Below are 25440 nucleotides of genomic sequence, written 5' to 3' on the forward strand. Positions count from 1 at the left end.
GCAGCATAATGGAAAAAATAGAGTTTAACTTAGATCAAATTGATTATCAAATCCTGCGTATCATGCAAGAAAATGCGCGCACAAACAATGCGGATATCGCAAGGGAATTAGGGATGGCGCCTTCAGCCATTTTAGAGCGGGTCAAAAAACTCGAACAGAAGCAAGTCATCCTCCAGTACAATGCGAAAATCAATCCAGATGCGCTAGATCAAAAATTGCTATCCTTTATTTTTATTAAAGCACAAGATCCTATTGGAACGCAAAAGGTAGGTTTGCTCTTAGCCAAGATTCCTGAAGTACAAGAGGTACATGATATTGCCGGGGATGATGGATATCTGGTTAAAGTGCGTACTCATGATGCTGCTGGATTGGTAGATCTAATGCGCAACTCATTGGGAAAAATAGAGGAGATTATCTCCACGCGTACAACCATCGTTTTAGAGACAGTAAAAGAAGAACAAAAACTCTTTATTCCAAAAAAAGATTAAGGTTAAGGTTAATATGACAAAAGGAAATCAAAATATGCCAGCCACAAGTAGCATCATCTTTGCATACCTTGTAGTATACATCGTGTGGGGCTCTACCTTTTTCTTTATAGAAAAAGCGCTGCATAGTTTCAGTCCCTTTGTATTGGGATCGGTCCGGTTTATCTTAGCAGGATCCCTCTTAATGGGATATTGTTACCTCAAAGGATATAAGCTTTTCGCAAAGACAGCTGTAAAGGATGCACTCTTTGTGGGGTTTTTACTACTTTTTGTGGACATGGCTGCCGTCATATGGTCAGAACAATATATATCCAGTGGCATTGTCAGCATTATCGCAGCAGCGACAGCTATATGGTTCGTTGTTCTTGACAGACCAAAATGGAAAGAAAACTTTTCCAGTTTACCGACTGTATTAGGATTGATTTTTGGCTTTATAGGAGTTTTCATGTTATTTGCCGAACAGCTTTTTGCTCAGGGGGATTCGGCAGGAGACAAAAGCATAAAAATAATGGCCATGTTCGTCCTTGTCTGCGGAACAATTGCCTGGACAGTAGGCTCTTTGATATCCAAATATAATCGAGAAAAGAGAACCCACCAGATGCAGAAAAATGGAGAAGAAGATATACACGTCATGGTAAAAACAGCTTGGCAAATGGTCTGTGCGGGTATTGCCTTTACCGTAGTTGCTTCTTTAAATGGGGAATACGCTCATTTTCAGGCACAAGATGTAATGCCTGAAGACTGGGGAGCGATCATATACCTCGCTACCATGGGCTCTATTTTAGCATTCGGCAGCTATATATGGTTGTTACAGTATCGTCCTACTACGGAAGTTAGTACACACGCCTATATAAACCCTATCGTCGCCTTAGTATTGGCACACTACTTCACCGACCACCAAGTAACTTCATTGCAGATCATAGGATTAGTCGTTGTATTGGCCAGCGTCTTGCTTATGAATTGGAATTTGTATAAAAATAACAAGAAAGTCAGACTTTTCAAGCGTGCTAAACAGATGAAACGACTGCGTGAACTTGCACCACAAAGCAGTATTCCCCGTATAATGGCGCTTTCCAATTTCAATCAAAGACACGAAAAGAAGAAAGAAGGCGATAGTAATCCGCACGAATAAAAAATATTTTTTACACTGTAGCATTTTCTTCCTCCCTTCCGTATTAATTCCAAAACATATCAAGTAAGTGAAACTTGCATAAGCTACTATCTCATGAAGAGTATCATAAATAAGCTTACAAGAGTTGATTACCATATGAAAAAAAGATTTAATACGATGAAAAAGTTATCACTACAATTTTGGGGATTATTGCTTATCAGCATCTTCACATTCAGCAGTTGTTTGAAAGATAATGACGACGGTCCGTGGAACAACATGCCTTCAGCAGGTTTAATGTATTTTGTTAATAGTTTTGCAGATGCGGAGTCGGGCTTACTTTACCGTTTAGACGGCAACATTATTGGAAACCCTCTCAATGGCAGTCCGATGGTATTGAAATATCGAGAGTTTTCGGGTGCGCAGTTACTACATCCAGGCAATCGTAAATTAACGATAACAAACAACGACGCCGACCAGGACATTTTAATAGACACTACACTAACTATCAAAGTTGATAGCGGCTACACCTCTTTTGTATACGGTACAGATGAGGAACCTAAATTTGCGATGACACAGGATAAAGTTATCGAAAATTTGAGTCAAAATGAGTCTGGCATTCGCTTCTTGAACCTAGCAAATGGAGTTGGCGCTGTGAATTTACTTATTGAAGGTGATGAGGAGCCGTTATATACAGATAGACCCATCGAGACGGGAGCCTCTGTTGTGACAAATCAAGCTTTTCAAGCACAGAAGAGCGGTGTATATACATTCAGAATTACGGATGCCACTGGTAATGAATTGGCAAAACGATCGTATAAAAAAGACGATGGACGAGGACTATTAGATCGTTCATATTACACTATTATGTTGACAGGCAACCCGGACGATGAGAAAACGCCACTATATATCGGCGTAGTCGAGCACCGTTAATTGTCTACTGATATCAGTAGTGATACCATCCTAAAGCATCGCTACTGATATCCTTTTTGTTTCCATAGCCTACCGGAAATACTCTCCACCATAATACACTCATACCAAAAATAGATCAAGAAGCTACCCAGTTAACAGCGATGATATAGGAATACCGTCCACGTTCCTTTTACACTATCAGCGAAGCCACAAGAAAGCAATTAAGATTATAAATACATAAAAACAGATTGTTTTTTTATCTTTAACACGAATATAATCCTAGCAAAATGAATAAAGTAACGTTTTTTACCTGTTTTTATTTCTTATTAATATGGTCAAATGTATCGGCTCAGCAGAACCCCGTTTTCCCAGGATGGTATGCGGATCCCGAAGGCATTATATACGATAATACGTATTGGATTTTTCCGACCTACTCCGCACCTTACGAAGAACAAGTATTTTTCGATGCTTTTTCATCTAAAGATTTAGTCACCTGGCAAAAACATCATCGAATAATCGATACATCGGAAGTAAAATGGGCAAATAAAGCTATGTGGGCACCTGGTATTATAGAAAAAGACGGTAAATACTATTTTTTCTTTGCAGCTAATGATGTCCATGAAGGCGAAATTGGTGGAATTGGCGTATCCGTTGCCGATAAGCCAGAAGGTCCATACAAAGACCTATTAGGCAAGCCTTTAATTAATGATATTGTTAACGGAGCACAGCCTATTGATCAGTTTGTATTTAAAGATAAAGACGGTCAGCATTACATGTACTACGGTGGATGGAAACATTGTAATGTCGTAAAGCTTAGTGACGATTTCAAAAGCTTGGTACCTTTCGATGACGGCACTATTTACAAAGAAGTAACACCAGAAAATTATGTGGAAGGTCCTTTCATGTTTATCCGAAACAACAAATATTATTTCATGTGGTCAGAGGGCGGTTGGACTGGACCAGATTATAAAGTCGCCTATGCGATATCCGACAGCCCGTTTGGTCCATTTAAGCGCATCGCAACTATTTTGGAACAAGATAAGGATATTGCTACTGGCGCGGGACATCACTCTGTTATCAAAATCCCGAACGAGGATACCTATTACATTGTTTACCATCGCAGGCCGCTAGATAAAACAGAAGCACACGAACGAGAAACCTGCATCGAACCCATGACTTTTGACAAGCAAGGTTATATCAATCCAGTAAAAATGACTTTTGAAGGGGTTAAACATACGTTAACTAAATTTTAAAAATAAGTAAAAAACTGTATTTTCGTCTGTTTATTTTTGTAAGAACAGCGCATGCAGTTAGTAAAATTAGAGATTAAAGGATTTAAGAGTTTTGGCGACAAGATTACCATTAACTTTAACGAGGGTGTAACAGCTATAGTAGGACCCAACGGATGCGGAAAATCGAATGTCGTAGATGCTATTCGGTGGGTCCTCGGCGAGCAAAGTACACGTACGTTACGTTCGGAGAAGATGGAAAACATCATCTTTAACGGAACAGCGAACCGGAAACCAGCGAATCTAGCGGAAGTATCCTTAACCTTTGAGAACAACAATAAACTACTTCCTACCGAATTCTCGACCGTTACCATTACACGAAAATTGTATCGTAATGGCGACAGCGAGTACCGTTTAAATGATGTAAAATGTCGGCTAAAAGATATTACCGATCTATTTTTAGATACCGGTTTAGGTGCAGATACCTATTCGATTATCGAACTGAAGATGATTGACGAAATCATCAATAACAAAGATAACTCCCGTCGGAACCTATTTGAGGAAGCATCCGGCATTTCTAAATACAAAGTACGGAAGAAGCAAACGTTATCAAAATTAAAAGATACCGAAGCTGATTTAGACCGCGTCGACGACCTTCTCTATGAAATTAATAAAAATTTAAAGCAGCTAGAAACACAAGCAAAAAAAACCGACAAATATTTTCAGCTTAAAGAAGAATATCGCGAAGCCAGTGTCGGATTAGCCTATTACCGTCTGGAAGGATTCAGTACGGATTTAGAACGCATCGGCGATCAAGAAAAAGCGCAGCAAGCGCATATCAAGGAAACATCTGTTCAAATTGAAAGCCAAGAAAACCAGCTGCGCAAACTACGTGAGGATATTCTTGCCAAAGAGAAAAGCCTATCCGTACAACAAAAGAGTACCAACGAATACGTTCACAAAATTCGGTCTTACGAATCAGATAAAAAGATAAAGAACGAACGTTTTAGTCATTTACAAGAAAAGGAGACCCGGATTACTGCTGAATTAAACAACGACAGAAACCAATTGGAACATGTTCAATACACGCTCAAGAGACTGAATGAAGAACTTTTTGAAGAACAGGGAAAATTGGATGTTTTTCGGTTGGATATTGGACATAAGCAAACTGAGGTAGAAGAACTTCGGGGACAGCAGTCGTCCGCAAAAGAAAAATTAGACCGATTTACGCAGGAGAGCAGCGAACTTCAAAACAGGATTTATAAATTAGAAAAAGATATTGCTGTTTTGAACATCCAAAAGGAAGCACTACAGCAGGAATCCATACGTACAATGACCGATGCATCTGCTAAAGTAGAAGAGCTCCATGAATTTAATAATGCGGTAGAAGATCTGGAAGAACGGGTAGAGCAGCAGCAGAGTCAATACGATGCTGTTATGCAAGCAGAGAATGAATTACAGCAGCAAATCCAAACAGTCGAAGAACAGTTGAACGAAATCCGCTCCAAAGCAAATAGGGAATCACGTTTAGTAGACGCGAAACAAAACGAATACAATCTCACCAAGTCTTTGGTCGATAATCTCGAAGGATTTCCGGAATCCATTAAGTTTTTACGTAAAAACGCAGGCTGGAAGAAGTCCTACCCCCTCTTTTCTGATATTCTCTTTTGTAAGGAAGAGTACCGGGTGGCTATCGAAAACTATCTGGAATCCGTCATGAACCACTATGTTGTCCAAGACCAACAGGAAGCCGTACAGGCCATTCAGTTACTAAGCGACGCCTCCCGTGGGAAAGCAAACTTCTTCGTGCTGGATGCGATTTCATCCATCAAAACCAAAGCTAAGACACCCGAAAATACAATTTCTGCGTTAGAGGTTGTTAAGGTCGATAAAAAATATAGCTTGCTGTGCGAACATCTTTTGCAACACGTATTTTTATTAAAACCCGAGGCTTCGGATAGCTTGGCTGAGACATTACCGCAAGACGATCTCGTTATCTTACACCCTGAGGGAAAATTTTCCAAAAATCGCTTAGGTTTAAACGGAGGTTCCGTCGGTCTGTTTGAAGGTAAACGTATCGGAAGGGCGAAAAACTTAGAGAGTCTTACAAAAGAAATTAAGGAGCTGAATCAGAAGATCGAAAAGTTACAACAGGACGAAGCAGACGGTGTCGATAAATTAACCACCTTGCGCCTAGCCTCCCAAAAGGATGTTATTGATGAACTCCGTATGGTATTAAATCGTCTGCATAACGAATTGATCTCGGTAAAAACCAAACAGGAACAATATCAGACGTTCATTACCAACAGCCAAAACCGTAAACAAGATATTGAAAGCAAGATTACGGTTATCCAATATGAATTGCAAAAAGCAGAGCCGGAGTTACAAATATTGAAAGTAGAAGCAGAATCAGGCCAAAAGCAATTAGCCGAATTGCAAAATGCCTATGCTGAAATTGCCGAGGTGTTGAATGAGAAGTCGGCTTTATTTAACCAAGAGAACATCCGTTTTCACCAACAGCAAAATAAAGTATCCAGCTTACAAAAAGATCTGGAATATCGAGAAAGCCAACAAGAAGCCTTCGAAGCCAGAATAGAAAAGAGTTCATTGGAATATGAGCAAGTGAGAGTGGATATGAAAGACGCCTCTCACATTGTAGATCATAACGATGAAGACCTCGTAGCGATGTATGCGCAAAAAGAGGAACTCGAAAAAGGCCTACAAGAAATCGAAGAAGATTTCTATACTACACGTCGCCTGATCAACGAACTAGAAGAAACAATCACGCAATTACGTCGTAGCAAAGACCAACATGATTTCCTATTATCTGAATTGAAAGATAAAAAGACCGCCTTACAAATCGATCTTAATAGCTTAAAAGAGCGGTTATCAGTCGAGTTTAATATCGACATAAACACCTTGCTTGAAGGTGAGATGCCAGAAATTTCGAGTAACCAAGACGAATTGGTTACCACTTGTGAAAAGCTCAAAAAGCAATTGGATTCGTACGGTTCTATTAACCCCATGGCAAAAGAAGCTTACGACGAAATACAGGAGCGACACGACTTTATCTCGAAGGAGAAAAGTGATCTGCTTGATGCCAAAGCTTCCTTGATGGCCACTATAAATGAAATAGACCAAACGGCCAACGACAAATTTATGCATGCATTCAACACCGTCAGAGAGAATTTTGTCCACGTCTTCCGCTCGCTTTTCAACCAAGAAGATTCTTGCGATATGGTATTAACCGATCCAGCCAATCCCTTGGAATCAGATATTGACATTATAGCACTTCCCAAAGGTAAACGGCCGTTGTCAATCAACCAGCTGTCAGGTGGTGAGAAAACCCTTACCGCAACGGCACTCTTATTCTCGTTGTACCTACTGAAACCCGCTCCATTCTGTATATTCGACGAAGTCGATGCGCCATTAGATGATACCAATATTGACAAGTTCAACAATATCATTAAGGATTTCTCCAAGAACTCACAGTTTATCATCGTTTCGCACAACAAGCGGACAATAGCCAGCACAGATATTATTTACGGCGTCACAATGGTAGAGCAAGGCGTTTCACGTGTCGTACCGGTGGATTTGCGGGATGTAGCATAAACTACTTTCTAAGATTTGTATCTATTTTGTTGGAGATTAATTTCTAGTGCGTATATTTGTCTGGAATCAGTCTAAATAAAATATATAATGAAAAAATCTCCATTATTCGTGCTTTTAATAGCACTTTTATGTTGCAGTTTATCGCACACAGCCTATGCACACGCCCTGTGGATAGAATCATCGTCTACAGCTGCTCCCAAAAACGCCGTACAAACTGTAAAGGTTTTTTATGGCGAATACGAGCACGGAACCAAGGATTTGGTTAAAGATTGGTACGCCGATCTGAAAGCACTTGAACTTTATGTACAGCATCCCAACGGGCAATCCACAAGATTGGAGACGCTAGTGGCGGACGATCACCTTGTAGCCTCTTTTACACCTGAACAAGATGGACTTTATCTTATCCATACGACCCACGCGGCTGGCGAATTAGGCGGGCAAACCAAATACATCTTCTCCGCTTCCCTCCCTATTGCCGTGGGTGAATCGGATCTAATGATTACCAATCCCAAAGAAATAGATCTGTTGGCTTTCGTTTCGCCTCGTGAAAACCATCTGAACCAACCGGTAGATATTTACCTCTTAGACAAGGGTAATATACCCGAACCCGCTAACGTCACCGTCATCAGCGCTGAGGGTTGGGCAAAAACATTTAAAACCGACGCAACTGGAAAAGTAAGTTTTTCTCCCCTCTGGAAAGGAATGTATGTTGTCGAAACCAGTAAATACCAACCGCAAGAGGGAGTTTGGAACGATAAACCCCATACCCACGTTTGGCAATCTGCAACGACTATTTTCTATGTACATTAAAAAATATAGCCCCTTTCCTGATTTAGGAAAGGGGCTATATCACCTTAAGTTAGGCTAAAATTCAATATCTTCCGCAGCACCTGAGGTTCCGTTTTGTTTTGCAAATCGTTCGCTGTATTCCTTTTTCTTCCCTTCCTGATAATCCATCATTTCCGCCATGATGCTGAAATCATTCATATATTTAACACCGGCGCCATTTACTTGGGAAACGGTAAGCCCCAAATTATCAATCAACCACTGTGCGCCGTCCATACCGTTAGCATAAGCCGCCTCTATAGCCGCCTGAATTTCGAAGAAATAATACTTATCCGATTCCAATTTTTTTAAATGACCTGCCGCCTCTCCTTGAGGAACTTCGCTAACAGGTGCATTCTGCGGGCGCAATGCCCCCAATTTCGGATGTTCCTTTACCTTGCCAAAATAAGTAGAATATACGTTAACCACGTTATATGTATTGTCGTCCCGCATTCGATTATTCCACGTCGTCTGTGCTTCATCCCAGATGGGTCTTTCTATTCCTAAAGCCTCACAAACCTGTCCCTCCGTACATCCTTCCCCGATTTTTGAAGCGCCAGCAGCATAGTCAAAAAGCGTGACTCCGTGTACCGGCTGCATAGTTGGATCGTTCGGGTCTTCCTTTGCCGTATTAGGTGTTACTACCCCAGCCGACGCCGCACCTTGATCGAAAATCTTTTGCATATCGCCTTGTGAATAGGCTTTCATCTGTTCTTGGGCTGTCGTAGCGTTTGTTTTACTTTCCATCATTTCTTTGGCCATATCTTCCAAATTTCCGCTCAGATTCTTCAATAGTTTTTTAAACATGATTTTAAAATTTAAAGTTAAAAATATACTTACCAGGGTACGATCAAGTTGTTATAATCGTGCATTAATCTATTATAAAAATGCTGATGTTGTTCTTCCATACCTGGTAGTATGTTGTTCATCTGCGCAATCATCGCCCGCACATATCTGTCATAGTCAGCCGTAGCTTCCCGCTGCCCCACCTCCGATTTGCGAGTTCGATAAGCCTCGTATTCCGATTTACAACGGGATTCGGCCAATGGTCGAGCAATATGTTCAATCATACGAGCCTTCGAGCCCGGATCAAACGTATTCTGCGTTTGGCAAAATTCGCAGGTCAGGTAAGTAGCTGTGAAATAAAACTGTGCTAACTGTAGCTTTGCGCCACATTGCTTACAATGGAAAGCATCTCGCGCAGCTTCGTATTCGTCCATCATCTCTGCATATTCCTTTTCGAGGTCACGTTCCATAACACCATCAAACGCGTGCGTCATTATCCCCACCACCTTACTTTGCCAATTATTAAACAGCTGACTCACCTTCATCATCTCCAAGGTGTTTGCATTGGGCATAATCTGTTTTTGGAAAGTGTCCGATCCTTTTTGAATAATCGACGTAAATTGCGCTATAATGGCGCTTTTAAATTGCAGATAACTCCTCTTGTATGGATCGGTATCCGCATCGGCCAGCAATTGCGCGGATTCCTTTACTTCCACCAATATTTCCTCACATCGCGCCTCCAGTTTACCAAAGTAGGTTTCAGCACGCTGTATCAGCGCCGTTTGATTGGTTCTTGCATGCTCGTCACCTCCACCCTCTTCCCCATTCATTTTTTTAAAATTAAATACGTTCCACATACGTTATCTCCATTTGATTTTCTCTGTATCTATTTTGAATTATCTTCTTTCTTGATGTTTATCCCATCAGAAAGTTTCGTAGCGATAAATTCATATCCGCAATACCCGCATTTCGTTATACCATCTTGTTTAGCACGCCCCGCACCACATTGAGGGCATTGCACGACCGAGGAGCCTGCAGGTGTTGTCTGGATAGATTCCCTTTTTTGTTCCAATGCAATCCGCTTCAGCCGTTCGACCAACGAAATGGGTTTGTCTTTATCTGTCATTTTCTTATAAATTGGACAACAATGCTGTTTTTTTCTCTTTGTATTCCTGTTCGTCGATAAGCCCTTCCTCAAACAACACTTTGATTTGTTGTAACTTCGCGCGCAAATCCCCCTGTCCCTGTGGCTTTTCCGCATTCGTCGCCGTTGTACTATTCATTTCCTTTAACAAGATTCCCATCGCCGCTCCCTGTTGCGCTCCCTGTTGTGCCAAATTACCGTCTTTGCTGATAGCGATAGCTGTATTGAATTGCTGAAATTTATCCATATTGTCACCCATCATATTCATACCCGTGATCTTGTCATAATAGGATGTTACCTCTTCCGGCAACGTGACGGAAGTAACCGTAAATTGTGTAATTGTAATTCCAAAATCCTGAAAGTAAGGTGCTATAAGCGGTTCAATACGTGCATTGAGTTCGGACAAGTTTCCAGCAATCTCAACTAAAGGGATTTGCGAGAGTGCCAATGCTTCTGCAAACTTTGGTGCAATAAAATCTCGCAGCTGTTGTTGAAACTCAAAGATTGTCAATTCTGGATAAGTACCCGCATATTCTTTAAAAAAACGAGGGACATCGACGATCCGTACATTATAACTTCCAAATGCCCGTATTCTTACCTGTCCAAATTTGGTGTCCGTCAACATAATCGGGGCCGGTGTTCCCCATTTTAGATTAACAAATTGCTTTACCGAGAAAAAATACACATCTGCCTTAAACGGGCTTTCAAACCCATATTTCCATCCTTTTAACCTCGAGAGAACCGGAATATTATTTGTGGAGAGCGTATGCGTTCCTGCTGTCAAAACATCGGCAATATTTCCCTCATTCATAAACATCACCTGCTGACTTTCTCGAACAATTACCTTGGCGCCGTTCTTGATTTCCCGATCACCATCTGGGACCTTCCACATCATTACATTTGGGTTGTGTTCAACCCATTCGAGTATCTCTATAAAAGGTAATTTAGACGTTGCTGAACTCATATGCTTTGAAATTTAGTACGTATTATTTGCTTACTAAAAGTACGGCATAAGAGACCTAAATCGTGTCGATACAACGACTACAAAACGACTACAAAAAACACAACAAACTGATATTCAAAAACATAAAAATTAGGATAGGTTATCTGAATTTCCTATCGGTTCACTTAATTCCTGTAAATAACGATCTAAATCGACTTCTTTATCCAGGTTTAATTTTTGTTTTATTCGATATTTAGTGACCCGCACACTCTTCGGTTCGATATGAAATGCAGCAGCCATTTCTTTGGTAGATAATTTCAAGTGGATATATGCACAATGTTTCAACTCGAGCGAACTCAATCTGTCTCCAGATTGCTCTTTGAGCTTCTGAAAGAATTCCGGGTGGATATTCTTAAATTCTCGAGCCGACTGTTCGACACGTTCTTCCAAGCGCATCTCTTCCTTAATCATCCTATCAATATATCCAGTATTATCTTCGGTCTCCAATTTTTTCATTTTTTCCTTTAACTGGAGTAATAACCTATTTTTTCGTTCTATCTGCAGTGCATCCGCCATAGATTCCCTCTGTAGCTGCTCCATCTGCAGACCCAACAGTTTTTGCTCCGAGAGCAACCGGGCCTGTTCCTGCTGTTGTATCTGCAGTTGTAATTTGGATTGCTCCTCCATATCCTGTTTCTGTTGTTGTAGGCGTAAATTCCGTTCAGTTTGTAATTTATGCTTATTTTTGAACGACACCCGAAACAAGAATAAACTGACAATTAATGAAATACAGACCCCTGCCAATAAATATAATTGAATCCTACGGTTGCTGGCGCGTTGCTCAGAATCTCTAATATCCGCTATTAAGCGTTTATTTTCGTATTGTGCCTCCAGTTTATTTGCCTGCGCCATTTGTGCCTGATCAAATATTTTTTGGTTAAATTCTTCTTTCTTTTTCTGGTAATACAGCGCTTTTTCGAAATCTCCCTTTCGGGTGTAGAGGTCGCTCAGCCCTTGCGTAACGTTCGTTAAATTGTAGTATGACGGTTCTTTCACTTCAATCAAGTGGATATAAGAATTCATCAGGTAGCTCTCGGCCACTTGGTTATTTCCCTCGATAGCCGCGACCTCCGCCAAAAGACCATTTACGTTGGCCATCACGTCATAGTTCCGATCAAATCTTTCGTACACCCGTCGGGCCTCCCCCGCATAATGGATAATGCTTGCACGGGTTTCCTCTTTTTTAGGCTCTCTATAACGAAAAAAATGATTCGCCATATTGATATTCGCTATAGCATATGTTCTTACCGCCACCGCTTCGGGACGTTCGTGATATACACCCATCGATTGTTGGAGATATTTCGGAATACTGTCCAAATAATTGGTTTGCTGATCCTGACTATATTTAAATTCCATGACAACCGATTTAGCGCTATAGGCATTCGCTAATAACTCATAATCCTCGGCCTGTTTAGCTCTATCAATGACCAGTTCGGCATATTTCTCACAGCGTTCTAGATTGTTCCACGTCGAATAAACCCCATAGAGAATATAATAGGCTCTCGCTTCCAATGCAGGAAAAGGATGCTCTCGCAAGACCTCGATTGCCTTTTGGGCATTTTCGACCGCCAACTCGCCCACATTCAAATAATTGAAATATGTTGCTTGGGTAAGGTAAGCATACGCACGATTAATGGGTAAACGAACACTATCCGCTAAGCGGCGATTTCGATCGCTATATACCTTCGCTGTGTCGTAGTGCCCCACAACCAGATAATGCTTACTGAGCTCCATCAGTAATTTGGCGTACTCTTGCGGTTTATATTTAGCATCACTCAACGATTCCGCTTTTTTAAGGAATCGTATGTTGCTACCATAATTCGACTTTAATCGGGCTTGATAAGCTTGCTCCAATAACCCATCCATTGTGTGCTTTTGAGCAAACCCCTGCCAGGAGATCACAAATAACAGGATACTGAAGTATATTCTTAATATGTAGCGCCTTCTCGTTTCGATAACGCTAAATATATTAATAATTCGTTAAAGAATTATATCCGTCGATTTTTTTATCTGTATCCCATACCTTTCCTGAAGCAATTTAAACTGTCGATTTGTACTGTCTTCAAACCCGTCTATGGGAGACATACAATCCTCCAATAACGTTATACGCGACGTCATCTCGGGTTGACCTGCATAGTGTTCAAGAATCTGTTCTGCCGATGCTAACACACAATGACTAGACGCCTCACCGGCAATATAGATCGCATCATATGCCGCTACTGCATCTAGCACCGTATAGTTCACATACTGCTCACGATCGTATTCAGCCCTAATGATGCCATACATTTCTGTATAAGGATTCTGTCCTTTGTAAACCAATGTTGGTGTTGTTTGGCGTGCCGCGGCATGAAAGTAGAGCATCTTTGTAAACTCACTTTCTAGTTTCGCACCAAAAGTACCTTCCAAGCAATGATAAGGCCATATCAACAACTCCTTTTTGTTTCCCGATTTCAAGTTACCAAGATATTCCAGCGAACGTTCGGTTTCTCCATTCACAACTTTCCAAGTACCATTGGCGACATCATCAAACCTAATAATTGTAAAAGGTTGTGGATGCCTTCCTTCCTTATCCATCCACCAAGCAGGATGAAAAATTTGCATTCTCGAATGGCAATCCAAACTACAGATTACGTGGGTGAGCGACTCCATGTTGCGATACATCCATTGCGTTAACCGTTTCACATCATCTGTGGATCCCGGAACCGCAAGACTACCAATACCCTCCATAAAATCGTGCTGTACATCGATAGCCAACAATAGAGTCCTTTTCTTATCTTGGTGCGCTGGCTTGCTGTTTTCAGCTTCTGCCAAGGCGATGATGTCCGTCATATGCTCTTTACTTTCAAAGGAAGCGATATGGTCTATATCAATAATCTGATCGTATGCGGTGTTCATATTGGATGATTAAGTAAATAAAAAACTCCCGTAATAAATGTACGGGAGTTCTTTATGAATATCAACTGACAGTTTCTATTATATTGTCTTGTTGGAGATAGCGTTCAAGACTGTCGTCCATTTCCTCTATCCAAGGTGTATGATGAGGTACCGCTTCCGTTCCGTCTACGACCGATGTGTACACTTGGTCCCGATAGCTGAGGATATTCACTTTTTTGTCGTTCAGCCAGCTTTTAAACATCTCCGCCACTTTATCTAAATTAAAGGCAGGATAGTCTGTGAAACTTATTAAATCCTTAATATAATCCGTTTGGAAGTCGACATGATCATCACCAGAAACCGTACACGCTTCATCCTCGATCCATTTCTTGATATCAGCATCACGGATTTCTTTACTGGGTAATTTGATACGTCCCAGCATATAATCGCGGGCAAACCAAGCTTGAACATCAAACATATTAAACGTATAATATTGGTCTTGCATTCCTAAATATATCAAACGTTCGTTGCCATTAAAGACGACACCTTTATACAGGTTATCGGGATATAGACAGTTTTTTGTTTTTAACCGGAGTTCGTCCGGCAGAAACGGAAATTTATGCTGATATCCAGTGCACATAATCACGGCATCAAACTGCTCATGTGTGCCGTCGCTAAAGAAAGCTCTATCTCCTTTAAAGTGGGTAATCAACGGCTTTTCCACAATACCTTCTGGCCACTTCACCCCTATCGGAGCAGTACGATAGGCTATTGTAACCGATTTACTCCCATGCTTATAACATTGCACGCCAATATCTTCAGCAGAATAACTACTACCGATAAGTAATAGCTTTTGGTCGATAAACTGATCAGCACCGCGGAAATCATGCGCGTGCATAACCGTTCCGGGGAATTGATCGATACCTTCAAAGTAAGGCATATTTGGTGTCGAGAAGTGCCCTGTACCCACCACAAGGTAATCAAAATACTCCTCGAATGTTTCGTTTTTCACCAGGTTATCAAAAACGACACGAAACTGCTTTTTATCTTCCAAAAACTCTACCCAACGTGCCACGGTATTGAATTGGATAAACGAACGCGCATTGCTTTTGTTAATACGACCCTGTATATAATCAAAAAGAACCTCCCTTGGCGGGTAGGACGAAATAGGTTGCCCGAAATGCTCCGTAAACGAATAATCTGCAAACTCCAAACACTCCTTAGGTCCATTAGACCAAAGATATTTATACATACTTCCATGTATAGGTTCGCCAAATTTACCGACACCTGTCCGCCAGGTATAGTTCCACATTCCACCCCAATTGTCCTGCTTTTCATAACATTTAATTTCCGGAATCGGATTACCTTTTTTCTGTTCAGATTCAAACGCCCTTAACATCGCCAACCCACTAGGACCGGCACCGATAACACCAATTTTAAAATTAATCATATAAAAAATTTTGGCACGAAAAAGTCATGCGATTAAACAAATAATAAAATTAAATCCGTAATGTTTATTACATTCTCTAACGAATGTTTACAGATGAGAATTTCTTCCCAAAGAAGATGGCCATTGCTTGAATGGCCCCAATAGAATATAGCGTCCGAACGCTATATGACTTTAACAAAAATACACAAAATTTTCCACATAAGCAAAAAAGGAAGTCACCACAACCTTTTTATTCCATAGGTCACCCGTACGACAACACAGAAATTCGTAACTTTAAAGAAATTAACGAGATACTATCATGAGACTTCAGCGTATTATTCCCTATAGCAGCAGGTTGACTTTCTTTCTCTTGTTTGTTCTTTCGATCTCTTGCGCACAAACAAAATCCGACAATAATCTAGATACTGTGGATCCGAAGATCGTTAACCAAGCGACTGATACCGCCACGTTTGCCGCCGGCTGCTTCTGGTGTGTGGAAGAACAATTCAAACAATTAGAAGGTGTTATTTCCGTTATATCTGGCTATACGGGTGGCCATGTCCGCAATCCAACCTATAGACAAGTAACCACCGGCAGAACAGGACATGCTGAAGCCTGCAATATCATTTACAATCCCGCTGAGATCTCTTACGATGAATTGCTTGCGGCGTTCTTTGTTGCCCATGATCCAACACAATTGAACCGTCAGGGAGCCGACGTAGGTACACAATACCGATCCGCAATTTTTTATCACGACGACAACCAAAAAAAACGAGCAAACTTTTACATCAAGCAACTGGATGATGAAGGTGCTTACAGCAAAAAAATCGTTACTGAGGTAAGTCCCTATGATAAATTTTACGAAGCAGAAGATTATCATCAGGATTATTATATCAATAATATGAGCGAACCTTATTGTCAAATGGTCATTCAACCTAAGCTGGAAAAATTCAAAAAGGTTTTCAAAGGAAAACTAAAGCAAGAATAAGTCGTTAGTCTAAGATAACATCGTGCTTGCGCGCGAGCCCCATTTTTTCCTTTTCTGTAACGTTGATTTGACGTAATAGGATTCTACATTCGTCCGAACGCATAGGATCGTTCATCGTGTCTGCTAAATCTATCCGGATTATTAAGGCTTCGGCAATATCTATTTGCGCTTCATTTTTGAATTTCCGCAATGCCGCATCTAAGGTTTTTGCCGCAGCCTTTTCATCCTCTTTATAATCTCTGAATCGGATCGCTCTAGCTATGGATTGCTGTAAGGGATGTTGATTATTGTCGTCTGCCTTTTCCCATATCTCATCATCCTCTTCCTTATCACTGATAAAGATAATACAGTTGCCGGAAACATCTGTCAATGTGAAACGCGTTGCTTCAGGTTTCATTCGGGAAATTCTCGGGATTCCCGAATGCGGAACTCTTCCGAGGTTTTCTTTAAACTTTTGGGTGAACTCCTTGTACACCTCACCCGCATCAGAAATCATAACGAGACAACCGTTATACAAATTACTAGTCGTATCCATTCCCTTTACCCTCCCAAAATGTAATTCATAACCTCCTCGTTCAATCACTCCATATTGATAAGGACGGGTCATTTTGTACGTCACGGTAAACCCCAACATCTCCCAAAAAGAAAGGGTTTCTTCGATTTCTGCACAGGGTAATGAAGGAATGGTCATCCATTCCCGATTATGCTTCAATTGTTTCATTGCTTTACTTTTATTTCAGGCAAATCTAGTTGCTTCGGTCTGGAATACCATCTTTATATACCTTTTAGTATATATCACGAAAAAACAACAACTCTCTGAATAAAAGACTTTTACCGAGGATTATCTATTCCGTAAAAACGCCCATTTCTTTCATCAGAAAGATGCCATAAGTGTTCATCTGGTCGATAACAGGTAGTGCCTTTTTGGCTTTCTCTGTCAGTTGATACTCTACCCGAGGAGGTTTTTCCAAAAATGACTGTCGCGTCAGCATCTCTTTATCTTCCAGTTCGCGTAATTGCGTAAACAACATTTTGTCTGAAATATGTGGTATTGCCTTCTTCAGATCACCATAACGGGTAGAACCTTTACGAAGACAAAGTAAAATCGGAATTTTCCACGTACCGCCAATATGTGCCATGGCAAATTCGATAGGACTGTAATAAATTTTGTTGTCGTATATAAATTCTTTCATGAATATGAAATTTCTGACGTGTTACCATCATCATGATTTCTCTTTACCAAACTGCGCAATCTGTTTCACTAAACCCTCGTGTACGGATTTCAGTTGTTCTTCGCCAAGCAGTTCTACCAATAATTCGTCAATCGATTTGCTTTTCGAACGTGATAAAATATCTTGGTGCTTTTGTTCCGTATCCTTCAGGATATTGATAACAACCTGTTTATCCTTGCTATCTATATCATTATACATCAATAAGGTCGGTTTATACAGTAATTGATAAAGATGAAACAATATTTTTTCCCCTTCGGGTGTAAGCTTTACTAATTTTGCTCTTTTATCATCTGGAGCCGTGCGCTCCGCAATGTATCCATGCTTCTTCAGCTTGTTAAGGGTATCGATTCCCGTGGTCTGCTCTGCAAAGTTATACTGAATGATCTGTGTCTTCTTTACTTCCTTTAAATGATAAATAGAACTCAAAAAATAGAACCATTCAAGCTCAAATCCAGGCATATCGTGAAGAGCCATTTTTGAATAGGCCGCCTGCATACCAGCAAGTCTTCCTATAAGCTTCGCGAAGGTGGTGTCTAAATCTGGCGGAGTAAGTCCATCAAACAGCTGGTTGTTACTTTCTGTAGCTAAATAGTACATACAGAATTCCGTCGCAGAAACATCCGTATTCTTCTGTGCATATTCCTCCCAAGCGGAAATTAATTTTACAAGCTCGCTCATAATTACATCGAATTCGATATAAAAATAGAAATAATATCGAAAATAACTTGTAAAATAAAATCCTATGCGTATATTTACATCGAAATAGATATATTAATAATATAAATAAAACGAAAACGATGAAAAAAATATTAACAATTAAAAGTATACTCATTCTATTACTTTCCTTGAATGCTGTCGTAATCTTATTTCAATTTATCTATGTAACGCCTGAACCTGAAATTTATAACTACGACTTCCCGCAAGGTAAAATGACCGATATCCAGGCCATTCAACAATTAGAAAATACCAACGCCGAAGGTTGGGCAGAAGGAAATGGAGCCAAAATGGCTTCGGTATTTACTTCGGATGCGGATTACGTAACATTCAATGGTGAGTGGCTAAAGGGGAATGACGAAATTGCGACCGTACACCAAGAACTTTTTGATGGGGTTTTAAAAGGTTCCAGTCTCGCCAATAGAAATATACGGAGTATTCAATTTATTGCCGATAATATTGCCATTATTCATATGACCGGCGCTATACGCCAAAAAGGAAAACATGAACCTGCAAAGAGTCGGAATTCTATCCAGACATTGATCGCCAAAAAAGAAAACAACGAATGGAAATTCGTCGCTTTCCATAATGCCAGAATCAAGCGGATATCCCTGTGGGAAGGTATGATGATGTCCTTTAATTAATATCAATCTATTTACAACCGTACTTATCATGTAAACCCACACCATCAAAAATCTGCTGTTTATACTTCTCGATCCGCCCCGTTCTCGTTTGAGCTTGTTTAGGCTGTGAAAAATATATAATGTATCCCCTTTGTCGTCCTGCTGTCAAGGCGTAAAAAGCTTTTTCAAAGGTTAGATCTTTTTCAAATGCCTGCAACAATTCTTCGGGAATAGGTTCTGGATTTTTCATGAACTCTACCTTTTTCCCGCTTTTTTCAATCTCAACAGCTTCCATAATATAGGATTTCAGGGTTTTCTTTACCTTTTCGATCTCTTCTGTACTTGTAAATTTGATTATCCTATCGGATTACAAATTGCCCTGTTGGGAAAGAATTTTTTGCTCGTCAGACAATAAAGCTCCTTTGAAAAAACCAATGTTGGCGGATGCCTTTAATGCGCCTACAGAAAGGATATTTTTACCCTGGTGAGTATAAATGGGTGCACCCCATTTTAATTCTTCTTTTAACCCTGTTTCTAAAACAATCTGCCTCAATGTTTCTAGCTCCTCCCGCCAAGGATGGACTTTGCATTGAGGCGTAGCGCCATATTTACAGCGCATACAGCCATCTATGAAGTATTTATCAACCTGTGGATTTAATTCTATCTTCATTTTTGTTGCATTACAAGTTTTCGCTCATTCGGTCGGAAATACCAAGATACAATGGTTAGCAGCAATAATAGCGACGGTCCAAAATATTCCATAGCTTCGTCGCCAACAGCAATATGGGTAAAAATAGCACCTGTCATCAAAAAGAAAAAACCCGCATAAGCCCATTCTTTAACCAACGGAAATCTAGGTACCAGCACCGCTACAGCCCCCAGTATTTTCCAAACACCAATAATTGTTAAAAAATAGACCGGGTAGCCCAGCTCGATCATTTTTTTGACTTCCTCGTCCATCCGGATAATCTGAACAATTCCTGTTGAGACCATCCCTAAGCTAAGCCAGACGGTTACTATCCAATAAATAATTCTATTTGTCCTCTTCATCATACGTTTATATTAGTTCACCAATTATCTTTTCTAGTTGGTTATGTGCCATATTGATGCCCTCGGCAAATGGCATTTGTAGCATCATATCCCTGTCTTCCACCGACTTGTATATCACATGCATAGTCAGTTTACTCCTATCATTGGCCAATGCCGTAAATTCCAAAAATTCAAGCTGCACCGGGAATGGCGTATTCTCCATTTCGAACGTTCTGGTGATTTTTGCATTCGGCACAAACTCATGGATCACACCGTTGGCCCGAAAAAGAATATTATCCTGGTCATCCCGCGTTTCAAATTGATAGCTGCCATGTACCCTGCTTTCCATTTTTAGCACCTTATTTCCCATCCACTGCTCTACCAGTGTCGGTTCGATATACGCTTTAAACAGCAAATTTATGGGTAGTTCAAACTCTCGGGTAATAATGATCTCTTGCTTGCCATCTACGGCATCTACCTTTGTTTTTCTTTCCATCCTATAGTTTATGTTGATTTGTAATTTTTCATAAGGCTTTCCAACTTGTTAAATCTGTCATCCCAAAGTTTTCGAAAGGGTTCTATAAAGTCCGCAATTTCTTTCATTTTATCTGCATTGAGCTGATAGTAGATTTCTCGCCCTTGTTGCTCTCGTTTCAACAATTCGCAAGCAGTAAGTATCTGCAGATGTTTCGAAACGGTGGGGCGGGCCGTATCAAAGTTGGAAGCAATGACCCCTGCTGTCATAGATTGGGTGGCTAGCAGCAATAAAATGGTTCTCCTCGTGGGATCAGCAATGGCTTGAAATACGTCTCGTCTTAAATTCATTATGAAGCTATTTGACTACAAATATAAATGTAGCCAAGTGACTTCGCAAGTATTTTTTAAAAAAAATTTACATCGCTAATATCCATCTCACCTCAAACATATCGATTATCTCTACCAATTTTTGGCCCTCTTGATCGACAGTGGCAGAATATGCAGTACCAGATCCGAGCTTTTCAATTAATGACTGCCTTTCACCCACAGTCTTGCAATGTAGAAAAACGGCCATATAATTGCCGACTTTCCTTCCTTCATTATATACAAGATCTGACCCGTAGATAGTGATACTATCAGAAAAAAGTGAGCCAATAACGATAGGTTTTTCTGGATGTCCCTGCCATTCTGTTTCAAAAGGTTCTAACAGCAATGAACCGCCAAAGCAAGTTTGGTAAAAGGCGAGTGCTTCCCTACAGTTACCCGAAAAAGTAATGAAGACAGCACTCGCACATTTGTCACGGTTAGAAACAATCATAGTTTATTGCCCATCAGGTATTTCCGGTTCTACCAACTTAATTAATTTCTCTAGTGATTCCTGCCAACCCAAGTAACACATCTCTGCAGGAATTACTTCGGGAATCCCCTCTTGTACCACTTTCAGTTCTGTACCACATGAAACCTTATTCAGCCATACGGTTGTTGTCATTTCTCCCGGTAGAGCGGGATCGTCAAACTTATCAGTATACTTAATAAACTCATTTGGCTTTATTTCCACATACGTTCCGCCAAATGAGTGGCCATTCCCCGTACTGAAATTTATAAATGTCATATGATACTTCCCTCCCACCTCGAAGTCCATCTGTTGAACAGTGCATACGAAGCCGTATGGCGGCAACCAAGTTGCATGAGCTATGGGGTCCGAAAATGCGCGGAATATCTTTTCCGGGCTTGCCTTTATTACTCTATGTAATGAAACTGAATTCTCCATGATAGTGAAATTATTTTAGTGAATTATTTGTTTTTTCTCCTTTTCTTCATTCTCCTTCCTTCTGAAGGTTACTATTTTTCTAATCAGCGCTTCGGGCAGGGGCTTATCCATCGGAAATTGTATAACAGATTTACTTGTTTTATAACCCTGGAGATCAGCCTCAAAGTGTTCCCAAAACGCCTCGCTATAAGGATGCGACAGCGAAATATGTTTGGGAAATGCACAATAGTATAGCAAATATCCCCTGAATTTAAAGCAAGGAATTTGATAGCTGATACCTTCTACTGCGTCCGGCACTATTTCGTGAATAATTTTCCGGATCGTCTGCATCCGTCCCAACGCTTCGCCACTGAACGCCTCGTGGTATTCATCGATGGTCTGATAATTTGTTTTAGCCATTGTTCTGTACTTTTGCATTAAACCGATAAGAAACAGCAAGAATACCCAACACTACCAAAGGCATCAGCATGAAGCCAATATTTTGATCTACACAAGCATGGCTGATGAAGGCGAAGATCAAATTAAAAGTGAGTCCGGCATATGCCCATTCTTTTAATTTTGCAGGTGCTTTAGGGTAGGAAATAGCCAAAACACCGAGTACCTTACATATGATCAATGCATATGCAAAGTAATCTGGATAACCTAGAGGTCTTGTACCTATAGTCGCTTGCTCTGGTGAAAAAAGTAGTGCACTGAGCGGCATAACGCCTTCCCAAAGGATGATGATAGCTGTTGCCACCCAAAAAATTATTTTCTTCCTTTTCATTGTAGTAAAGATTAAGGATTACGATTGTGTTGATTCAACATAACGCACAAAGTTGTCCGATATAGCTTGCCACCCTTGTTTCTGAAATTCCGGATCATTTTCTGTTTCCGCGTCAAACGTGGTCTCTATTTTTGTTTTACCACCTTGTGAAGTAAACAATGTAGTGGACCTTCTACCATCGGACATAGTGTACGAGATCTCTTTATGTAGCTCTACGCTATCATAAATGCCTTCAAAGTCAAAACCAAAGCTACCATCTTTGGCCTCCATCCTGTTTTTAAACTTTCCGCCTACTCTCAAATCATTTTCACTGCTTGGCGTATGCCAGCTTGGGTCAGGTGTGTTCCATTGCATAATATCACTTGGCGTGTTCCATGCCTTCCAAACATCTGCTACGGGAGCATTTGCTACTGCTTCTACCGTAATTCTTGTTACTTGTGTCATCGTTAAACTTCTGATTATTAATTATTACAATCCAAAATTACCAAAGAATACACGACTTCGACTATTGTAAAAACGACAGCCTTAGGGGTAAATTATGACAAAACAATTTGCTAACTTCGTATTAAATCATTTTCATGACTATGCAGATTTCTGTCTTTGTTCCTGAGTATGGCGTTATTGAGGCCATTACACCGCCATTCCGAACCTTTCAAACCGCCAATGAGTTCCTCACCGTATTCGGCAAGAAGCCTGTTTTTACAGTCGAGTACGTCGGTCTGCAAGATTATGTACCGGCAAACAATGGCGAATACGTCATCAAAACCAATAGGCTACTCCAAGACGTAACCAAAACGGACTTATTGATTATTCCTCCAACCTTCGGTGACACGGTCAAAGGAATCCAAGCCAACGCAGAAGCGATCCCCTATTTTAAAAAACTTTACGAAAAAGGTTCATGCCTCGCCAGCTTATGTATCGGAGCCTTTCTTTTAGCCGAAACTGGGTTGCTCAACGGTAAAAAATGTTCCACACACTGGGCGCATGTAAACGAGTTCAGAGAACGATATCCTCATGTGGAAGTCGAAGACGGCGCGATTATCACCGAGCACGACAATATTTACAGCAGTGGTGGGGCAAGTAGCTTATGGAACCTGATCCTATACCTGGTAGAAAAGTTTTCCGACAGAGAAACGGCCGTCATGATCTCTAAATATTTTGCACTGGATATCGGGCGGGATAGCCAATCCCAATTTGCGATATTCAAAGGGCAGCGAAATCATGGAGATGATGCTATCAAAAAAGTGCAGGACTACATTGAAACCCACTATCAGGATAAAATATCCATCGAGATCTTAGCCAATTTAGTCCATATAGGTCGTCGAACCTTTGAAAGACGATTTAAAGAAGCCACCAATAATACCCCCATCGAGTATATCCAACGCGTACGGATAGAAGCCGCTAAAAATTTCTTTGAAGCCTCCCGAAAGAACGTCAGTGAAATCATGTTCGATGTAGGTTATACCGACACAAAAGCATTTCGGGATACCTTTAAGAAGATTACCGGGCTTACCCCTATTGAGTACAGGAATAAATTTGCGAAGGTGGCTACTGAAGTGTGAACTAGGAACTATATTGCTGTAACATCTTATATGCCCTTCGTTTCAACTTGTCCCGCAATATCTTAGGGGCGAGCACTTCGATACACTCTCCAAAGCCAAGTATTTCACGTTCTAGTTCGTAGTTTAAAACCACATCCAATCGAATACAGATGCAGCCATCTTCTTTCGTTTTCAAAAGCTGCTGTGAAGCATGTATAGGTTTCGTCAGTACGTAAGGCGCGTTGCCTGCGTCTACCTGAAGGATTACCCGATGTCCCCTATCCTTTTCCGATTTGGTTACCCCAATGGTATCCTCGTAATAGCGTTCAAAATCAACGCCGTCATACTCCACGTAGCCCGATTTCGCCATTTCAGCTATATCCTCTATGCGATCCAGCGCCAATGTGATCAGTGTTGTTCTTTTTTTCGGTTTACAGATCAAGAACCACCTGTTCCGGTATTCTTTGAGTAGGTAGGGAAAATAAACAGCCTCTTGCGGTGACTGGGATTTAAAAGATTTATACATGATCAATAAGGGAATCTTCTCTCTTATGGCCTTATGTAACGGTGTTATCCAGTTCAGTCCTTTCAGCAGCTTGTTGCTTTCTAGCTGGATGCAAGAAGTTGATCTGTTCTCTTGTTTCGAGAGGTTATTCTCCAACCGGGCGATCATATCACTCATTTCTTCAAAATAAGAGAAGCCGTTCAGATGTTTTAAAATATCAACCGCATCTCTCATTTTGGACATGTCACCGTCCGACAGCGGGGAGTTGCTGATGGAATAATTCACGTCCTCATACGTGTAAAACTTACGCTTGGTCACAATAATAGGCGCATTATATCCAAGTTTGTTGCTACGCATCAGCTGGATATCTCCTTGTATAGTCCGTTTGGAAACACCACTATGGATACCTTCCAATTCATACAGTCCGTTCGACACCTTTTCGATAAGGTCTTCCAACGTCCATTTTCGGTGCGTTTGTCGTAAACAATTATCGATAATTTTATACCTGATTAAGGCGAGTTTATTGATTGACATACCGTTTCTGCGTTAAGCGTAGCGCTTTAAAGTTACTTACTTTATTTATACTGCGCAAAGTATCTGCGCAGTATTGACTTTTTGGATCATTTAAAACATTTAATCTAAAAATATATCACTCATTTTTAGATAATTACAACTTTACAGCCGAATTTATTTTATCGCGCAAAACAACTGCGTATACCCCGTTGCACCTTTGTCATGTCGGGTACGACAAACGTTCTTTGATGAAGAAAAGCAAAACATTGCAATAAAGATATGTGTCGAAAGGCACAAAGAAACCTTTAACTGAAAATGGCGTCCTGGTTTCCTGTTTCTGTATAGCAGGATAGTGTTGGTTCCGTAGAATACAAT

At 40.6% G+C, this 25440-nt stretch carries 30 protein-coding genes; 9 read left to right on the forward strand and 21 right to left on the reverse strand.

The genetic code is table 11. The annotated features are described in order from the left end of the window. The first annotated feature begins 8 nt into the window (after positions 1-8). From H8B17_RS10455 to H8B17_RS10480, 6 genes are all read left to right on the forward strand, one after another. On the forward strand, positions 9-488 hold the full coding sequence (locus H8B17_RS10455; RefSeq protein WP_190309109.1) for an Lrp/AsnC family transcriptional regulator: 480 nt from the start codon (positions 9-11) through the stop codon (positions 486-488). A 13-nt stretch (positions 489-501) separates the two neighbouring features. Beyond that, positions 502-1617 (forward strand): DMT family transporter, encoded by a 1116-nt coding sequence (locus tag H8B17_RS10460; protein ID WP_190309110.1) that lies wholly within the window; start codon positions 502-504, stop codon positions 1615-1617. A gap of 156 nt (positions 1618-1773) precedes the next feature. Beyond that, positions 1774-2526 carry a DUF4397 domain-containing protein gene (locus H8B17_RS10465; protein ID WP_190309111.1) on the forward strand — a complete coding sequence of 251 codons (753 nt, stop codon included), beginning with the start codon at positions 1774-1776 and terminating at the stop codon, positions 2524-2526. A gap of 266 nt (positions 2527-2792) precedes the next feature. Then, a complete protein-coding gene (locus H8B17_RS10470) occupies positions 2793-3758 on the forward strand; it encodes a glycoside hydrolase family 43 protein (protein ID WP_190309112.1) in 966 nt (321 codons plus the stop codon). 51 nt (positions 3759-3809) lie between these two features. After that, positions 3810-7346 carry a chromosome segregation protein SMC gene (gene smc, locus H8B17_RS10475; RefSeq protein ID WP_190309113.1) on the forward strand — a complete coding sequence of 1179 codons (3537 nt, stop codon included), beginning with the start codon at positions 3810-3812 and terminating at the stop codon, positions 7344-7346. Positions 7347-7433: 87 nt separating this feature from the next. After that, on the forward strand, positions 7434-8156 hold the full coding sequence (locus tag H8B17_RS10480; protein WP_190309114.1) for a DUF4198 domain-containing protein: 723 nt from the start codon (positions 7434-7436) through the stop codon (positions 8154-8156). Positions 8157-8210: 54 nt separating this feature from the next. On the opposite strand, the gene H8B17_RS10485 is transcribed toward H8B17_RS10480, so the two are convergent. The 7 genes from H8B17_RS10485 to H8B17_RS10515 all read right to left on the reverse strand — a co-directional run bounded on the left by H8B17_RS10485 (position 8211) and on the right by H8B17_RS10515 (position 15428). Further along, positions 8211-8978, reverse strand: a complete 768-nt coding sequence (locus tag H8B17_RS10485) for a DUF6620 family protein (RefSeq protein ID WP_190309115.1) — start codon at positions 8976-8978, stop codon at positions 8211-8213. A gap of 29 nt (positions 8979-9007) precedes the next feature. Beyond that, positions 9008-9787 carry a hypothetical protein gene (locus H8B17_RS10490; RefSeq protein ID WP_223816479.1) on the reverse strand — a complete coding sequence of 260 codons (780 nt, stop codon included), beginning with the start codon at positions 9785-9787 and terminating at the stop codon, positions 9008-9010. Between the two features lie 56 nt (positions 9788-9843). Beyond that, positions 9844-10083 carry a hypothetical protein gene (locus H8B17_RS10495; RefSeq protein WP_190309117.1) on the reverse strand — a complete coding sequence of 80 codons (240 nt, stop codon included), beginning with the start codon at positions 10081-10083 and terminating at the stop codon, positions 9844-9846. Positions 10084-10087: 4 nt separating this feature from the next. After that, positions 10088-11065 carry an SPFH domain-containing protein gene (locus H8B17_RS10500; RefSeq protein ID WP_190309118.1) on the reverse strand — a complete coding sequence of 326 codons (978 nt, stop codon included), beginning with the start codon at positions 11063-11065 and terminating at the stop codon, positions 10088-10090. Positions 11066-11194: 129 nt separating this feature from the next. Then, positions 11195-12970, reverse strand: coding sequence for a transcriptional regulator (locus H8B17_RS10505; protein ID WP_190309119.1), 1776 nt, complete (start codon positions 12968-12970; stop codon positions 11195-11197). Positions 12971-13084: 114 nt separating this feature from the next. Further along, on the reverse strand, positions 13085-13999 hold the full coding sequence (locus tag H8B17_RS10510; RefSeq protein ID WP_190309120.1) for a cysteine hydrolase family protein: 915 nt from the start codon (positions 13997-13999) through the stop codon (positions 13085-13087). A 61-nt stretch (positions 14000-14060) separates the two neighbouring features. Beyond that, on the reverse strand, positions 14061-15428 hold the full coding sequence (locus H8B17_RS10515) for an NAD(P)-binding domain-containing protein (protein WP_190309121.1): 1368 nt from the start codon (positions 15426-15428) through the stop codon (positions 14061-14063). A 298-nt stretch (positions 15429-15726) separates the two neighbouring features. Between H8B17_RS10515 and msrA the strand changes: the two genes are divergently transcribed. Beyond that, positions 15727-16395 (forward strand): peptide-methionine (S)-S-oxide reductase MsrA, encoded by a 669-nt coding sequence (gene msrA, locus H8B17_RS10520; RefSeq protein ID WP_190309122.1) that lies wholly within the window; start codon positions 15727-15729, stop codon positions 16393-16395. A 4-nt stretch (positions 16396-16399) separates the two neighbouring features. On the opposite strand, the gene H8B17_RS10525 is transcribed toward msrA, so the two are convergent. The 3 genes from H8B17_RS10525 to H8B17_RS10535 all read right to left on the reverse strand — a co-directional run bounded on the left by H8B17_RS10525 (position 16400) and on the right by H8B17_RS10535 (position 18305). Further along, entirely contained in the window at positions 16400-17116 is a 717-nt protein-coding gene (locus H8B17_RS10525; protein WP_190309123.1) for a VOC family protein, read from the reverse strand. 124 nt (positions 17117-17240) lie between these two features. After that, positions 17241-17588: a winged helix-turn-helix transcriptional regulator gene (locus H8B17_RS10530; RefSeq protein WP_190309124.1), complete on the reverse strand. Its 348-nt coding sequence runs from the start codon at positions 17586-17588 to the stop codon at positions 17241-17243. A 30-nt stretch (positions 17589-17618) separates the two neighbouring features. Continuing rightward, a complete protein-coding gene (locus H8B17_RS10535) occupies positions 17619-18305 on the reverse strand; it encodes a MarR family winged helix-turn-helix transcriptional regulator (protein WP_190309125.1) in 687 nt (228 codons plus the stop codon). A gap of 119 nt (positions 18306-18424) precedes the next feature. On the opposite strand from H8B17_RS10535, the gene H8B17_RS10540 reads away from it, so the two are divergent. Next, positions 18425-18985 carry an SgcJ/EcaC family oxidoreductase gene (locus H8B17_RS10540; protein WP_190309126.1) on the forward strand — a complete coding sequence of 187 codons (561 nt, stop codon included), beginning with the start codon at positions 18425-18427 and terminating at the stop codon, positions 18983-18985. Between the two features lie 7 nt (positions 18986-18992). Here the strand turns inward: H8B17_RS10540 and H8B17_RS20620 are convergent, their stop codons facing one another. The 10 genes from H8B17_RS20620 to H8B17_RS10585 form a co-directional block, all read right to left on the reverse strand. Beyond that, positions 18993-19214: a YdeI/OmpD-associated family protein gene (locus tag H8B17_RS20620; RefSeq protein WP_223816480.1), complete on the reverse strand. Its 222-nt coding sequence runs from the start codon at positions 19212-19214 to the stop codon at positions 18993-18995. A gap of 117 nt (positions 19215-19331) precedes the next feature. Continuing rightward, the gene (locus H8B17_RS20625; RefSeq protein WP_223816481.1) at positions 19332-19634 is read right to left on the reverse strand and encodes a DUF1801 domain-containing protein; all 303 of its coding nucleotides are present in this window, start codon (positions 19632-19634) and stop codon (positions 19332-19334) included. Continuing rightward, a complete protein-coding gene (locus tag H8B17_RS10550) occupies positions 19631-20017 on the reverse strand; it encodes a DoxX family protein (RefSeq protein WP_223816482.1) in 387 nt (128 codons plus the stop codon). Before H8B17_RS10550 ends, H8B17_RS20625 begins: the two co-directional genes overlap by 4 nt. Before the next feature lie 4 nt (positions 20018-20021). Then, positions 20022-20489 carry an SRPBCC domain-containing protein gene (locus tag H8B17_RS10555; RefSeq protein WP_190309127.1) on the reverse strand — a complete coding sequence of 156 codons (468 nt, stop codon included), beginning with the start codon at positions 20487-20489 and terminating at the stop codon, positions 20022-20024. Between the two features lie 8 nt (positions 20490-20497). After that, positions 20498-20818 carry an ArsR/SmtB family transcription factor gene (locus tag H8B17_RS10560; RefSeq protein WP_190309128.1) on the reverse strand — a complete coding sequence of 107 codons (321 nt, stop codon included), beginning with the start codon at positions 20816-20818 and terminating at the stop codon, positions 20498-20500. A 67-nt stretch (positions 20819-20885) separates the two neighbouring features. Next, the gene (locus H8B17_RS10565) at positions 20886-21287 is read right to left on the reverse strand and encodes a VOC family protein (protein ID WP_190309129.1); all 402 of its coding nucleotides are present in this window, start codon (positions 21285-21287) and stop codon (positions 20886-20888) included. Between the two features lie 3 nt (positions 21288-21290). Beyond that, positions 21291-21743, reverse strand: coding sequence for an SRPBCC family protein (locus H8B17_RS10570; RefSeq protein ID WP_190309498.1), 453 nt, complete (start codon positions 21741-21743; stop codon positions 21291-21293). Positions 21744-21755: 12 nt separating this feature from the next. Beyond that, positions 21756-22139 (reverse strand): iron chaperone, encoded by a 384-nt coding sequence (locus H8B17_RS10575; protein ID WP_190309130.1) that lies wholly within the window; start codon positions 22137-22139, stop codon positions 21756-21758. Next, a complete protein-coding gene (locus tag H8B17_RS10580; RefSeq protein WP_190309131.1) occupies positions 22132-22506 on the reverse strand; it encodes a DoxX family protein in 375 nt (124 codons plus the stop codon). Before H8B17_RS10580 ends, H8B17_RS10575 begins: the two co-directional genes overlap by 8 nt. Before the next feature lie 18 nt (positions 22507-22524). Beyond that, positions 22525-22950 carry an SRPBCC family protein gene (locus H8B17_RS10585; RefSeq protein WP_190309132.1) on the reverse strand — a complete coding sequence of 142 codons (426 nt, stop codon included), beginning with the start codon at positions 22948-22950 and terminating at the stop codon, positions 22525-22527. Positions 22951-23090: 140 nt separating this feature from the next. On the opposite strand from H8B17_RS10585, the gene H8B17_RS10590 reads away from it, so the two are divergent. Then, a complete protein-coding gene (locus tag H8B17_RS10590) occupies positions 23091-24068 on the forward strand; it encodes a GlxA family transcriptional regulator (protein ID WP_190309499.1) in 978 nt (325 codons plus the stop codon). Position 24069: 1 nt separating this feature from the next. Here H8B17_RS10590 and H8B17_RS10595 read toward each other — a convergent pair whose 3' ends face one another. Continuing rightward, entirely contained in the window at positions 24070-25086 is a 1017-nt protein-coding gene (locus H8B17_RS10595; protein WP_190309133.1) for a helix-turn-helix transcriptional regulator, read from the reverse strand. Positions 25087-25440: the final 354 nt, after the last annotated feature.

It is taken from the genome of Sphingobacterium arenae, assembly GCF_014692505.1.
In the GTDB taxonomy this organism is placed as follows: Bacteria; Bacteroidota; Bacteroidia; order Sphingobacteriales; family Sphingobacteriaceae; genus Sphingobacterium; species Sphingobacterium arenae.

Bases quoted from the DNA above. Each gene is read 5' to 3' on its own strand.
- H8B17_RS10505 (WP_190309119.1), bottom strand. From the start codon at position 12,970: ATGGATGGGTTATTGGAGCAAGCTTATCAAGCCCGATTAAAGTCGAAT.
- H8B17_RS20620 (WP_223816480.1), bottom strand. From the start codon at position 19,214: ATGAAAAATCCAGAACCTATTCCCGAAGAATTGTTGCAGGCATTTGAA.
- H8B17_RS10470 (WP_190309112.1), top strand. From the start codon at position 2,793: ATGAATAAAGTAACGTTTTTTACCTGTTTTTATTTCTTATTAATATGG.
- H8B17_RS10500 (WP_190309118.1), bottom strand. From the start codon at position 11,065: ATGAGTTCAGCAACGTCTAAATTACCTTTTATAGAGATACTCGAATGG.
- H8B17_RS10455 (WP_190309109.1), top strand. From the start codon at position 9: ATGGAAAAAATAGAGTTTAACTTAGATCAAATTGATTATCAAATCCTG.
- H8B17_RS10530 (WP_190309124.1), bottom strand. From the start codon at position 17,588: ATGAAAGAATTTATATACGACAACAAAATTTATTACAGTCCTATCGAA.
- H8B17_RS20625 (WP_223816481.1), bottom strand. From the start codon at position 19,634: ATGAAGATAGAATTAAATCCACAGGTTGATAAATACTTCATAGATGGC.
- H8B17_RS10580 (WP_190309131.1), bottom strand. From the start codon at position 22,506: ATGAAAAGGAAGAAAATAATTTTTTGGGTGGCAACAGCTATCATCATC.
- H8B17_RS10555 (WP_190309127.1), bottom strand. From the start codon at position 20,489: ATGGAAAGAAAAACAAAGGTAGATGCCGTAGATGGCAAGCAAGAGATC.
- H8B17_RS10590 (WP_190309499.1), top strand. From the start codon at position 23,091: ATGCAGATTTCTGTCTTTGTTCCTGAGTATGGCGTTATTGAGGCCATT.
- H8B17_RS10540 (WP_190309126.1), top strand. From the start codon at position 18,425: ATGAAAAAAATATTAACAATTAAAAGTATACTCATTCTATTACTTTCC.
- H8B17_RS10560 (WP_190309128.1), bottom strand. From the start codon at position 20,818: ATGAATTTAAGACGAGACGTATTTCAAGCCATTGCTGATCCCACGAGG.
- H8B17_RS10525 (WP_190309123.1), bottom strand. From the start codon at position 17,116: ATGAAACAATTGAAGCATAATCGGGAATGGATGACCATTCCTTCATTA.
- H8B17_RS10575 (WP_190309130.1), bottom strand. From the start codon at position 22,139: ATGGCTAAAACAAATTATCAGACCATCGATGAATACCACGAGGCGTTC.
- H8B17_RS10510 (WP_190309120.1), bottom strand. From the start codon at position 13,999: ATGAACACCGCATACGATCAGATTATTGATATAGACCATATCGCTTCC.
- msrA (WP_190309122.1), top strand. From the start codon at position 15,727: ATGAGACTTCAGCGTATTATTCCCTATAGCAGCAGGTTGACTTTCTTT.
- H8B17_RS10490 (WP_223816479.1), bottom strand. From the start codon at position 9,787: ATGAATGGGGAAGAGGGTGGAGGTGACGAGCATGCAAGAACCAATCAA.
- H8B17_RS10565 (WP_190309129.1), bottom strand. From the start codon at position 21,287: ATGATTGTTTCTAACCGTGACAAATGTGCGAGTGCTGTCTTCATTACT.
- H8B17_RS10515 (WP_190309121.1), bottom strand. From the start codon at position 15,428: ATGATTAATTTTAAAATTGGTGTTATCGGTGCCGGTCCTAGTGGGTTG.
- H8B17_RS10465 (WP_190309111.1), top strand. From the start codon at position 1,774: ATGAAAAAGTTATCACTACAATTTTGGGGATTATTGCTTATCAGCATC.
- H8B17_RS10485 (WP_190309115.1), bottom strand. From the start codon at position 8,978: ATGTTTAAAAAACTATTGAAGAATCTGAGCGGAAATTTGGAAGATATG.
- H8B17_RS10585 (WP_190309132.1), bottom strand. From the start codon at position 22,950: ATGACACAAGTAACAAGAATTACGGTAGAAGCAGTAGCAAATGCTCCC.
- H8B17_RS10480 (WP_190309114.1), top strand. From the start codon at position 7,434: ATGAAAAAATCTCCATTATTCGTGCTTTTAATAGCACTTTTATGTTGC.
- H8B17_RS10595 (WP_190309133.1), bottom strand. From the start codon at position 25,086: ATGTCAATCAATAAACTCGCCTTAATCAGGTATAAAATTATCGATAAT.
- H8B17_RS10460 (WP_190309110.1), top strand. From the start codon at position 502: ATGACAAAAGGAAATCAAAATATGCCAGCCACAAGTAGCATCATCTTT.
- H8B17_RS10550 (WP_223816482.1), bottom strand. From the start codon at position 20,017: ATGATGAAGAGGACAAATAGAATTATTTATTGGATAGTAACCGTCTGG.
- H8B17_RS10535 (WP_190309125.1), bottom strand. From the start codon at position 18,305: ATGAGCGAGCTTGTAAAATTAATTTCCGCTTGGGAGGAATATGCACAG.
- H8B17_RS10495 (WP_190309117.1), bottom strand. From the start codon at position 10,083: ATGACAGATAAAGACAAACCCATTTCGTTGGTCGAACGGCTGAAGCGG.
- smc (WP_190309113.1), top strand. From the start codon at position 3,810: ATGCAGTTAGTAAAATTAGAGATTAAAGGATTTAAGAGTTTTGGCGAC.